Origin of the sequence: Cellulophaga sp. 20_2_10 (genome assembly GCF_023476645.1) — a bacterium.
Classification (GTDB): Bacteria; Bacteroidota; Bacteroidia; order Flavobacteriales; family Flavobacteriaceae; genus Cellulophaga.
In genome coordinates, this window is the sequence record NZ_JAMCOJ010000004.1 from 183,831 (window position 1) to 195,712 (window position 11,882).

The following is an 11,882-nucleotide window of genomic DNA, read 5'->3' on the forward strand; positions in this document are numbered from 1 at the left end:
TCTTTTTGCCAACCAATACAAATACATATTAGTTTTTAAGTTGACATTTAAAAGATGAGCAGTATTCTAATAAAAGGAAGTTTAAAATATATTTGGATTAAATTTTTTAGAATTAAAAAGTAAAAATAAAATGGGACTTATTTTATCTCCCAATTTAGTTCTTAATATTTTAAATGCTTTTGTTATTTGCCCTTCTACAGTTTTAATAGTAACGTCCATTTTATGAGAAATTTCAAGATTAGAAAGACCTTCTTGTTTACTAAGTAAAAAGGTTTTTTTACATCGTGGAGGTAAGTTTTGTATTTCTATTTTTAGTAACTCGATTTGCTTTTTTAATAAGGCTTCATTTTCCTCTTTAATTAACTCTTCAAGTGCATTTACATGTTCAACTTCAAAAGCTAATATTTTTTTATCTTTTCTATATTGACTAATAAATTCATTATAACAGCACTTGTATAAAAATCTTTTTAAAGAAACAATTGCTTCAACTTTTTCTCTTTTTTCCCATAGTCTAATAAAAATATTTTGTACAATATCTTTGGCGCCATCAGAGTCGTTACAAAAGCTGTAAACGTAGAGACATAAGGGTTGGTGGTAGGTGTCCATTAAATAAGATAGCGCTTTTTCATTGCTATTTTTAAGCTCTTTTTTTAACTCTTTTTCATCAGTAAAAATCACCTTCATGTTGTTAAAATTTAATATTAATCCTTGCAATGTAAAAAAAAAAATAAAAAAACGTTGGGGTAGTGTTAAATAGTTGCGTCATTAGTTAAAAAGAGCATAATAATGCCAAAATCAGAAAATATAGAAATTATTATAACTAAGTATTTATCTAAATCTAGTACAGAAAAAGATTTAGATGAATTGCTAGATGCATTAAAAGAAGAGTCTAACAAAGAATTATTTAAAAGCTATGTTAAAGCAAATTACATAGTTGATTATTGTATGAAAGATTTTCAGACAGAGAAAGAAAAAGAAAAACTGCTTCAACTAATTAAAAATAGTAATAAGGGTTTAAAAAGGAAAAAGTATAGTACTTTATTAAAGTATGCAGCCGTATTTATTGTTTTTGCTAGTTTAGGGTCCTTCTATTTATTTAAAGCCAATACCAGCGTTGCTAAAAATGAACCTATTGAAGTTGTTGCAACAGAACATATAATTACTCCGGGAACCGAAAAAGCTATTTTAACATTAGAAGATGGTACAGATGTAGTTTTACAGAAAGATAGTATTTACGCCAACGGTTCTGCTCGTTCGTCTAAAAATAAATTAGTTTATACAACTAACAATATAAAACCAAGCACAGCAATAGAATATAATTATTTAACTGTTCCAAGAGGAGGACAATATTTTGTAAAATTATCTGATGGAACTGAAGTTTGGTTAAATTCTCAATCTCAATTAAAATATCCAAAGCGTTTTATAGAAGGAAAAGTAAGAAAAGTAGAATTGGTTTATGGCGAGGCTTATTTTGATGTGTCTCCAAGTACAAAACACTTAGGAAGTAAATTTAAAGTTTTATCTAAGTACCAAGAGGTAGAGGTGTTAGGAACCGAATTTAATATTAAGGCTTATACAGATGAGGATACGGTCTATACCACTTTGGTAGAGGGTAAAGTAGCTCTTACTGCAAATGCGTCACAAGATATATTAAAACCAGATGAACAAGTTGCTTTTAATATTGATACTAAAAGTTATAGTAAAAATATCGTAGATGTTTACGATGTAACCTCTTGGAAGAATGGGGTTTTTAGTTTTAAAAGTAAACCCTTAGAAGAGATTACTAGAGTACTATCTCGTTGGTATAATGTAGATTTTAAATTTACAAATGTGGAAGTGAAAAATGCTAAGTTTATGGGAGTTTTAAGTAAAGACCAGCCTTTAGAAGATATTTTATTAGCTATTAAGAATTCAGGATTTATTACATCATATGAAATGAATAATACAAGTATAACCTTAAATTAGAAAAAGAAAGAGAGAACAAAAAGTAGTGAAAAGTAAAAGAACAGAGTCTATGCCGTGGAAAGTTAAGACCCTGTCCCTTAAGAAAATTATTAATTAATTAACCAAATGGTTTAACCAACTAACACTCAAATTTATGAAAATAAAAATTATTAACTCCATTTACTTTCGAAAGAGAGCAGGTGTCTTGAAGTTTATTATGAGAATATTTCTGTTCCTATTTTGTACAACCGTATTTAGTTTCTCGTCCAACGAGGTATTTTCTCAGAACGCAAAAGTGTTTATAGAGAAAGATAAAGTAATTTCTGTAGACGAGGCTTTTTCTATTATTAGGAATCAAACAAACTATACATTTCTTTATCATGAAGATTTATTTAAAGACTTTCCTTTACTATCTGTTAAAAAAGGAAGTATAAAAACAGATGAATTATTAAGTGGCTTTTTTGACTTAAAAGGGTATCATTTCTCATTAACAAAAAACAATACCATAATAATAAGTCCTAAATCTGGTTTTAGTCAGCAAAAAATAACAGGTAAGGTAACAGATGAGAATGGTGTGCCATTACTAGGTGTAACTATTTTAATTAAAGGAACAGCTGAAGGTGTTTCTACAGATTTTGATGGTAAATATACTATAAGTGTAGCCAAAGGTAATGTTTTGGTTTTTTCATTTATAGGTTTTGACACTGTAGAAAAAGTTGTGGCTAATGAGACTGTCATGGAGGTTACATTAGAACGTAACGCTACTGAGTTAGATGAAGTTATACTAAGTACCGGCTACCAAAAAATTTCAAAAGAAAGAACTACAGGTTCTTTTGATAAGGTAGATACCAAAGTGTTAGATACAAAAATATCGCAAAGCATCTTAAATAAGATAGAAGGAGAACTAACGGGTATTTTGTTTGATGATGCAGATGGTCCTGTAATTAGAGGTATAGGTTCTTTAAATGTAAGTCCAGAACCATTAATTGTTATAGATGGTTTCCCTATTTCTCAAGGTGTTAATGCTATAAATTCTATTAACCCTAATGATGTAGAAAGTATTACAGTATTAAAAGATGCTGCAGCAGCTTCAATATGGGGTATTAGAGCAGCAAATGGTGTTATAGTTGTAACTACTAAAAAAGGAAATAGAAATAAAAAACCAGTTATAGAGTTTTCTACAAATTATGCTATTACTCCAAAAAGTGATTTAAATGATTTAGAATATGCATCTACAAGTAGTTTTTTAGAGTTTGAAAAACATAGGGCAGATAATGAATGGTCATTATTACCACAAGCGCAAAACCAACCAGCATTAGGAGCAGGGATAGAAGCCTATTTAAAATTAAACGAAGGGCAAATTTCGCAATCGGAAGCAGACGCCATTATAAATAGATTAAAGGGCATAGATAGTCGCGACGAATTTCAAGATTTGTTTATGAATGACACGTACTGGTCTCAATACAACTTTGCAATTAGCGGTGGTGGAGAAAATAGTATTTATAGAAGCTCTGTGTCTTACAATAAAAATGAAAATTTAGGTTTTTATAAGAACAACGATTCTGATCAGCTTGTAGCAAATTTAAGAGGTGTGTTTAATGTTACACCAAAGCTTACCATATCTAACGATTTTAACTTTACCTCTGGTAAAAACACAGCAAATGGTATGTCTTCAAGAAATTATGAAGAATTATACCAATACCAAAATATTTTAGATGCGAATGGCAATCAAGTAGCACAACCTCGTTCTTTAGCCCAGGATTTTAAAGAAGAAAAAGTTGCAGAAGGATACCCATATAGTTGGGATTACAATCTAATGAGCGAGTTTAATAGTAAAGATAATGAAACTAATAACACCTCTATGCGTATACAAACTGCTGTAGAGTACAAGTTATTAGATTATTTATCTATAAAAGGATCTTACCAATATGAGTGGTTTAATTCTGAGACTAATAACCTATTTAATGAAGATACTTATTATGCTAGAGATTTAGTAAATACATTTACTAGGTCAGAAAATGGAGAATTGATAAACCATGTACCAAAGGGTAGTTTATATAGTCTAGCCAATAATACTAGTAAATCTAGACAAGGAAGAATTCAGCTTAATTTTGATAAAAGTTTTAATGAAGGTAAACATAGAGTAACTGCATTGGCAGGTTATGAATTAAGACAAGATAAATCTTCATCTAACAGTAACTTATTATACGGTTTTGATTCGCAATCGTTAACATCTGCATCTATAGCCTTTGGAGAAAGAGTGCCAACTACTGGTAGTGGAAATTCATCTAGAGCCCTATTAAACCCTGCTGTAGTAGGTGAGGTAGAGGATAGATATGTGTCTTACTATGCAAATGGTGCATATACCTATTTAAGCAAATATACTTTAACCGGTAGTATTAGGTTAGATGATACCAATTTATTTGGCGCAAGTAAAGAATATAAAAATAAACCTCTTTATTCTGTAGGTGGTAAGTGGAATATATTTAAGGAAGACTTTTTTAATAGTACTGTATTTAATCAGTTATCTCTAAGAGGTACTTATGGTGTTAATGGTAATGTAGATCGTACTACAGGACCATATTTAATAGCTGGGAACTCTATAAACCCAAAGACTAATACAAATTTTGCATATATAGCTAATGTTAAAAATGAAGAACTAAGACTAGAAAAAGTACATGTTACTAATTTGGGTTTAGATTTTGGAATATTTAATAACGTGGTTAGTGGTAGTGTAGAGTATTATAAAAAAAATAGTACAGATTTATTGTCTCCTGTTTCTTACCCATCGGTATATGGCTTTAATACGGCAACAATAAATGTTGGAGAAATGGAGAATGAGGGAGTAGATGTAAGCTTGTTTTTTAATGTAGCGCAAAAAGGAAATTTTAAATACAATACTAATTTACGTTTTAGCCATAATAAAAATACGGTAACAAAAGTAGACGTACCAGAAGAAACAGTAAATACATACTTAAGTGGCCAGCCATTGGTAGGCAATCCTTTAAGATACATTTATAGTTATAAATCTGCAGGTTTAGATATTAACGGAGATCCATTAACAACTAATGAAAATGGACAATTGGTAGATGTTAATGGTAGAATAAATGAAAATGGAACTTTAGCAGAGGCTCCAATAACTAATACAGATGCTTTAGTATATAGTGGTACAACTACTCCTAAATACTATGGTTCTTGGGTAAATAATTTCAGTTATAAAAACTTTTATGTAAGAACATTAGTAACTTATAAATTAGGGCACGTTTTTAGAAATAGAAACATATTAGATTATAGAAATTCAGTTCCATTTGTAACAGCTAATGTTCATGCTGGTTTTGAAGACAGATGGCAAAACCCAGGAGATGAGAATACTACTAGCATACCAAGAGTACCAACCCTTAGAAATGAGATTTATAACTTGGGTTACTCTTATTATGCAAACGGAGATCAATTTGTAGACTCAGCCTCTCATATTAGATTCAAAGAAATTATTGTTGGGTACAATTTAGACGCTAATATATTAGGGAATACGGGTATAGATGCTTGTAGAGTTAGTTTACAAGCTCGTAATATTGGTTTAATAAACTTTAATAAATGGGATATGGATCCAGAGAGTTTATACTTACCACAACAACCAACTTTTACTTTAAATTTTGCAATTAATTTTTAAAATACAGTATATATGAAACTAAAATATTCAGTATTAATACTTGTATTGGTATTAATAACAGCTTGTAATAAAGAAGAGTGGCTAGATATTAAGCCAAAAGGAAAAATTATACCTACTAATGTTAGTGACTATAGGTTACTACTAGATCAGGTGGATGGTAGTGGATCTGGATTTCCTAAAATATCTCCAGGTTTTGGAGAAACTTATGCAAACACAGATTACATGTCAGACGATTTTACAATTAATGACAATACATCTTCAAAATTTGGAGCAGAAACTATTAGAGCTTATACTTGGGATGATGATTTGTATCAACCCAATGATGAAGATAGTGATTGGGCTAGGTTATATGGACAAATATACCCAACAAACATAGTTGTAGAAGAAATTATGGATGCAGAAAACGGATCTGACCAAGAGAAGTTCCAGATTTTAGCAGAAGCAAAAGTACAAAGGGCTTATAGCTATTTTGCTTTGGTAAACTTATATGGGTTACATTATAGTGCAGATGCGGCTTCTAATCCAGGTGTCCCTTTGCGTTTAGATTCTAATTTAATTGGAGCAGATTTAAGTAGACAATCTGTTGGTGATATCTATAATTTAATAATAACGGATTTAGAAGAGTCTATTCCTAATTTACCAGAAATACCAGAATCTAATAACCATAAACATAGACCATCTAAGTCTAGTGCTTATGCATTTTTAGCAAGGGTATATTTATACATGGCAGATTATGATAAAGCCTTAGATGCAGCAAATAGTTCATTAGCGATTTACAATACCATAAATAATTATAATGATTATGGTTTTTATTTTGATGTGCTTTTGTTAGATCAACAGCAAGATGACAAACAGTTATTGTGGGCAAAAAAATCTCCTGATACATATAGTTTATTAGTCGCTAGTGATGAGTTGTTTTCTATGTATGGAGATGATGATCTTCGTAAAAAAATGTTTTCGCCAATATCCTTTTTGTTTGGTATACCGCATGATGGTAATGCTTTAGGTTATCCGTATTTTAACTATGCTAGAGCTGCAGGCTTTTCTGTGCCAGAAGTATTATTAACCAGAGCAGAGTGTAATGCGCGTTTAAATAATTTAGATTTAGCGCTTGCGGATGTAAACTTAATTAGAGAAAACAGATTTAAAACAGGTACATATGCTCCTTTAGTAAGTACAGATAAAGATGAAGTTTTACAAATAGTAAAGGATGAAAGAAGAATAGAATTACCAGGAAATGGACTTCGATTTTTTGACTTAAAACGTTACAATGAGTTTGATAATGCTAATATTACGCTTACTAGAAACCTAAACGGGCAAACATATTCTCTACAAGCAAATGGTAACAATTGGGCATTGCCAATAGCTCAAAAATATATAAACGGCACACCAGCTTTAGGTAACAACATAAGAGATTAACTAGTCTCTACTATTTTTTAAACTAAATAGAATAAATCATAAGAATGAAAATAAAAGTAATAGCACTATTGTTGTCTGTATTTTTTTACAGCTGTGGCAATAGTCAACCATCAGAAAAGGCAAGTAGTACTCAGCAATGTGTTATTACTTTAAATACAGGAGATGCAAAAGAAGGTAAAGTAACAATTTATCCATATCAAAAAGTCAACTCAAGAGAAGAAGCAGAAAAGTTAACAATTAAAAAAGAAATAAATTCATCAATCACAACTATTGTGTTAGATGACGCCAAGGTGTTACGTAAATTACATATTTCTTTAGATGGTAAATACTTCAGTAAAGAAATATTTACCGGTTCTGGCGCTATAAGTATAGTTTTAAAAGATGGTGAACTAATTGTAAAAGAGAATCCTTATCAAAAAGAATTTTCAAATTTAGACAAGGAATTGGGCTATCAAAGAATGTCTAAGTTACAATACCAGAAAGATGTATCTAAAGAAGATTCTATTTTTAAAGTAAACTACGCATCTAATTTATTAAATGCTATAGCTAAGTACCCAAAGAGTTATGTTTTAACGGCTTTAGTAGAAAAGCAATTTTGGGGAGCAGAATCAAATATTTTGAAAAAAATTAAAAAGGGATTTTCTCCAGAAGTTAAAGACTCTTATTATTTACAAGCATTAAACGCAAGACTTAATGCAGAGCTAGCTACTGCTGTAGGTGCAACAGCGCCAATGTTTACATTGCCGCTTACAGAGACAAATGAAGAATTTAAAATAACAGATTTAAAAGGTAAATATATTATCATCGATTTTTGGGCATCTTGGTGTGGTCCTTGTCGTAAAGAAATTCCAAATTTAAAAAATGTATATAAGACGTTTAAAGATCAGAATTTAGAAGTTATCAGCATATCTACAGATTCAGATAAAAAGGCTTGGGAGAATGCGGTAACAGAAGAAAAAATGCCTTGGTTGCAATTATTGGATACTAAAAAAGTGTCAGATAGTTTTAACGTAACGGCAATTCCACATTTGGTAATTTTAAGTCCAGAGGGAGTTATTTTATCTAAAGGTTTTTTTCCTGAAGAAAAAATATGGAATGAGTTAGAAAAATTAGGATTTAAAAAATAAAATTTCAGAATGAATAAAATAATATTAGCAATTAGTGCTCTTGTTTTATTTGCTTCATGCGAAGAAAAAAAAGAGAAAACTGTAGACTATGCAGTTGTATATGGTAAAGTAAAAAATGTTAAATCTAAAGAACTTCAATTAAATAAAGCATACCAAACAATAAAAACAATAAAAATTAACGAAGATGGGTCTTTTGTAGATACACTTAGGTTAGATACAGGAGGGTATAGTATAGGTGTTAAAGGTAATCTTACTCCAATTTATTTGTTTCCTGGAGCTAATTTATCCCTAAGTTTTGATGAGGGTATAGAAGATAAAGCTATTTCTATTGTTGGTAAGGGAGCTTTAGAGAGTAATTTCTTGAACTTAAAAACAAAGGAAAGTCTTAATTTTTATGGGGAAGAAGGAATAAAGTTTTATGCTTTAGCAGAAGACGCTTATAAAAGTAAACTTGTCAATTATAAAGAAAGTTTAATTAATAAGTTAAACGAAAATCCAGATTTTAATAAGGACTTTGTAGAATTAGAAAAAAGAGATTTAAACTATTATTATATAGATATGCTTTTAAAGCATCAAGAAATGTATAGGTATTTTGGAAAAGATTCTCTCTATACTGTTTCTGATAGCTTTTTGGAGGACACAAAAAATATATCATATGATGTAGAGGAAGATTTTAAATACTCAAAAACATATAATGGTTTAGTAAGTGGGCATTACCAAGAGTTAGCAAAAAAAGCAGAAAAAGAAAAAGGTGTAGATTATAACATCGCTTATGTTAATGCCTTAGGAACTAATAAAAATGATTTTATTAGAAATTCTCTTTTAATAGCTGCTGCATCTGGCACTATAACATATGTTACTGACAGGACTGCATATTATAATGACTTTATGAAATTTTCTACAAATGAAGAAGATAAAAAAACAATTACAAGTTTGTATAAAGAGTTACAACTTACAGCTCCAGGAAATGTTTCCCCATTATTTGTAAATTATGAAAATCATAAAGGAGGAACAACTTCTTTAGAAGATTTTAAAGGCAAATATGTATATATAGATGTATGGGCTACCTGGTGTGGACCTTGTTTGTACGAGGTTCCTTTTTTACAAAAAGTAGAAAAGCAATATCACGGTAAAAACATAGAGTTTGTAAGTATTTCTGTAGACGCAGACAGAGACCATGATAAATGGAAACAAATGGTGATTGATAAAGCTATGGGAGGCATACAATTATTTGCAGATAAGTCTTTTGATTCAGATTTTACTAAGGCGTATGTTATAAAAGCTATTCCTAAGTTTATTTTAATAGACCCAACAGGAAAAATTGTGAAAGCCAATGCTCCAAGACCATCAGAAAAAGAGTTGATAGATTTATTAAATGAGTTAGGGGTATAAGCACACCTAAAATAAAATTTAAAAACGCCTGTAGAAAATAGTTTCTTCAGGCGTTTTTTATATTAAAAACCTCTTTATTAAAAGTCAATTTTTAAACCAATAGGGCAGTGGTCAGATCCCATAATATCACTAAAAATAGTTACTTCTTTTATTTTATCTTCAATAGATTTACTAACTAAAAAATAATCTATACGCCAACCCGTATTTCGTTCTCTAGATTTAAAACGGTAACTCCAAAATGTATAGGCAACTTCATCTGGGTGTAGTAGTCTAAAAGAATCTACAAATCCGTCAGCAATAAAATTATCCATACCATCTATTTCGGTTTGCGTATAGCCAGCAGTTTTATTGTAGTTGCTTTTATCGTTCTTTAAATCTATAGCTGTGTGGGCCACGTTAAAATCGCCACAGGCAATAACAGGTTTTTTCTTTTCTAGCTCCTTTAAATAGCTTAAGAAGTCTTTATCCCATTGTTTTCTGTACGCTAACCTATCTAATTTTTGTCCAGAATTAGGAACGTAAACATTTACCAAATAAAAGTTCTCATACTCGGTGCAGAGTACTCTGCCTTCTGTATCGTGTTCTTCTATGCCAATATCTGCTTTGGTAGTAATTGGTTTATTGCTACTTAATGTAGCAGTACCAGAATACCCTTTTTTATCTGCGGAGTTAGAGGCTAAATTAAAATTATCTAAAGGAGCAAGTGCTTTGGTTACTTCATTGTCTTGTGCTTTAGTTTCTTGCAAGCAAAGAATATCTGGATTCATAGATTTTACAGATTCAAAAAACTCCTTTTTTACAATAGCGCGTACACCATTTACATTCCAAGATACTATATGCATTAGTTTTACTTTATGGGTTAAAATAGAATATTATAATTCTAGGATGAAATTAAAAAATTGAATTGGTTTTACCTTAAATATAAGATTATTTTAAGAGATTTTATTTTTAAAATGAAACAACAAGTGCTTAATATTGTACGTATAAAAGTTGATTATGAAGATTGATAAGTTTGTACTGTTTATAATTGGTGTAATTATTTTCTCGTACTTTTTTCCGCAATGGGGGTCAAAGGAAATTATAAATACAATTAGTAGTGTTGGTATCTCATTAATTTTCTTTTTCTATGGATTAAAATTGAGTCCGTCTAAGTTAAAAGCCGGATTAAAAAACTGGAAACTACACATAGTAGTACAAGCATCTACCTTTATATTATTTCCGCTGTTGGTTTTATTGGTTAGACCATTTTTACAAAACCAAGAGCAAGAGACTATTTGGCTAGCTTTCTTTTTTTTAGCAGCCTTACCATCTACGGTGTCTTCCTCGGTAGTTATGGTGTCCATAGCAAAAGGAAATATGCCTGCGGCTATTTTTAATGCAAGTATCTCTGGTATAATTGGTATTTTACTTACACCCTTATGGATGGGTTTATTTGTAACCAACGACCAAGCTAGCTTTAATTTTATAGATATTTACACCAAGTTAATTGTACAAATAATAGTACCAGTAGTAATTGGTTTAGTGCTACAGCGCTACTTAGGTACATTTGCACAAAAACATAGTAGTAAAATTACGTTGTTTGATAAATCCATCATCTTACTTATAATATACAAAAGTTTTGCATCGTCTTTTACAGACCATATATTTAGTACTGTTTCTGTATTAGATTTGGTATTTCTTTTAGTTGGTGTATTAGTCCTTTTTACTATTACTTATTTTAGTATAGGATTTATTGCTAAAAAATTAAAGTTTACTATAGAAGATCAAATAACAGCGCAATTTTGCGGCACAAAAAAATCTTTAGTACACGGTACTGTTTTTTCTAAAATTATATTTGGCAATATGGCAACTATTGGAATTGTGTTGTTGCCTATTATGCTTTTTCACGCAACACAAATTTTAATAATAAGTGTAATAGCAAGTAAATTTGCTCAAAGGAAGGTATAAAAAAACCTAGCGCATTATGGCTAGGTTCTATTACTTTTATAAGCTACTCGCTGTCTATTATTTCTTCAATAGTTTTGGCTAGTACAAAGTCTTTTTCTGTAACGCCATTTGCATCGTGCGTGCTTAAGCGTATGGTTAAAGTATTGTATACGTTACTCCAATCTGGATGATGATTTTGTATTTCACATTCAAAAGCAATACGCGTCATTACACAGAATGTTTCTTTAAAGTTTTTAAATTCAAATGTAGTTTCTAAAGCACCATCAGTATAATCCCAACCGTCTAAATTATTTAATTTACTAGTGACTTCTTCAGTTGTATATTTTTGCATTTTTATAAAATTTAGTGTGTTACAAAGTTACAAGAAGTAACAACGTTATATC

9 protein-coding genes are annotated in these 11,882 nt (G+C 30.4%); 6 read left to right on the forward strand and 3 right to left on the reverse strand.

Annotated elements, in window-relative coordinates; genetic code table 11:
* Positions 1–81: 81 nt before the first annotated feature.
* Positions 82–684 (reverse strand): RNA polymerase sigma factor, encoded by a 603-nt coding sequence (locus M4I21_RS09560; RefSeq protein WP_249558904.1) that lies wholly within the window; start codon positions 682–684, stop codon positions 82–84.
* A 102-nt stretch (positions 685–786) separates the two neighbouring features.
* Here M4I21_RS09560 and M4I21_RS09565 point away from each other — a divergent pair, with 102 nt between their 5' ends.
* The 5 genes from M4I21_RS09565 to M4I21_RS09585 all read left to right on the forward strand — a co-directional run bounded on the left by M4I21_RS09565 (position 787) and on the right by M4I21_RS09585 (position 9,552).
* Positions 787–1,965: a FecR family protein gene (locus tag M4I21_RS09565; protein WP_249558905.1), complete on the forward strand. Its 1,179-nt coding sequence runs from the start codon at positions 787–789 to the stop codon at positions 1,963–1,965.
* 133 nt (positions 1,966–2,098) lie between these two features.
* A complete protein-coding gene (locus M4I21_RS09570) occupies positions 2,099–5,614 on the forward strand; it encodes a SusC/RagA family TonB-linked outer membrane protein (protein ID WP_249558906.1) in 3,516 nt (1,171 codons plus the stop codon).
* A 12-nt stretch (positions 5,615–5,626) separates the two neighbouring features.
* Positions 5,627–7,033 (forward strand): RagB/SusD family nutrient uptake outer membrane protein, encoded by a 1,407-nt coding sequence (locus M4I21_RS09575; RefSeq protein ID WP_249558907.1) that lies wholly within the window; start codon positions 5,627–5,629, stop codon positions 7,031–7,033.
* 44 nt (positions 7,034–7,077) lie between these two features.
* Positions 7,078–8,160 (forward strand): TlpA family protein disulfide reductase, encoded by a 1,083-nt coding sequence (locus M4I21_RS09580; RefSeq protein ID WP_249558908.1) that lies wholly within the window; start codon positions 7,078–7,080, stop codon positions 8,158–8,160.
* A 9-nt stretch (positions 8,161–8,169) separates the two neighbouring features.
* The gene (locus M4I21_RS09585) at positions 8,170–9,552 is read left to right on the forward strand and encodes a TlpA family protein disulfide reductase (RefSeq protein WP_249558909.1); all 1,383 of its coding nucleotides are present in this window, start codon (positions 8,170–8,172) and stop codon (positions 9,550–9,552) included.
* 77 nt (positions 9,553–9,629) lie between these two features.
* Here the strand turns inward: M4I21_RS09585 and M4I21_RS09590 are convergent, their stop codons facing one another.
* Complete coding sequence (locus tag M4I21_RS09590) at positions 9,630–10,394, reverse strand: exodeoxyribonuclease III (protein WP_249558910.1); 765 nt, start codon at positions 10,392–10,394, stop codon at positions 9,630–9,632.
* Positions 10,395–10,548: 154 nt separating this feature from the next.
* Between M4I21_RS09590 and M4I21_RS09595 the strand changes: the two genes are divergently transcribed.
* A complete protein-coding gene (locus M4I21_RS09595) occupies positions 10,549–11,499 on the forward strand; it encodes a bile acid:sodium symporter family protein (RefSeq protein ID WP_249558911.1) in 951 nt (316 codons plus the stop codon).
* A 43-nt stretch (positions 11,500–11,542) separates the two neighbouring features.
* On the opposite strand, the gene M4I21_RS09600 is transcribed toward M4I21_RS09595, so the two are convergent.
* Positions 11,543–11,830 carry a 4a-hydroxytetrahydrobiopterin dehydratase gene (locus M4I21_RS09600; RefSeq protein ID WP_249558912.1) on the reverse strand — a complete coding sequence of 96 codons (288 nt, stop codon included), beginning with the start codon at positions 11,828–11,830 and terminating at the stop codon, positions 11,543–11,545.
* Positions 11,831–11,882 lie beyond the last annotated feature (52 nt).

Coding starts and splice junctions, on each gene's coding strand:
- M4I21_RS09560 (WP_249558904.1), bottom strand. CDS start 684: ATGAAGGTGATTTTTACTGATGAAAAAGAGTTAAAAAAAGAGCTTAAA.
- M4I21_RS09565 (WP_249558905.1), top strand. CDS start 787: ATGCCAAAATCAGAAAATATAGAAATTATTATAACTAAGTATTTATCT.
- M4I21_RS09570 (WP_249558906.1), top strand. CDS start 2,099: ATGAAAATAAAAATTATTAACTCCATTTACTTTCGAAAGAGAGCAGGT.
- M4I21_RS09575 (WP_249558907.1), top strand. CDS start 5,627: ATGAAACTAAAATATTCAGTATTAATACTTGTATTGGTATTAATAACA.
- M4I21_RS09580 (WP_249558908.1), top strand. CDS start 7,078: ATGAAAATAAAAGTAATAGCACTATTGTTGTCTGTATTTTTTTACAGC.
- M4I21_RS09585 (WP_249558909.1), top strand. CDS start 8,170: ATGAATAAAATAATATTAGCAATTAGTGCTCTTGTTTTATTTGCTTCA.
- M4I21_RS09590 (WP_249558910.1), bottom strand. CDS start 10,394: ATGCATATAGTATCTTGGAATGTAAATGGTGTACGCGCTATTGTAAAA.
- M4I21_RS09595 (WP_249558911.1), top strand. CDS start 10,549: ATGAAGATTGATAAGTTTGTACTGTTTATAATTGGTGTAATTATTTTC.
- M4I21_RS09600 (WP_249558912.1), bottom strand. CDS start 11,830: ATGCAAAAATATACAACTGAAGAAGTCACTAGTAAATTAAATAATTTA.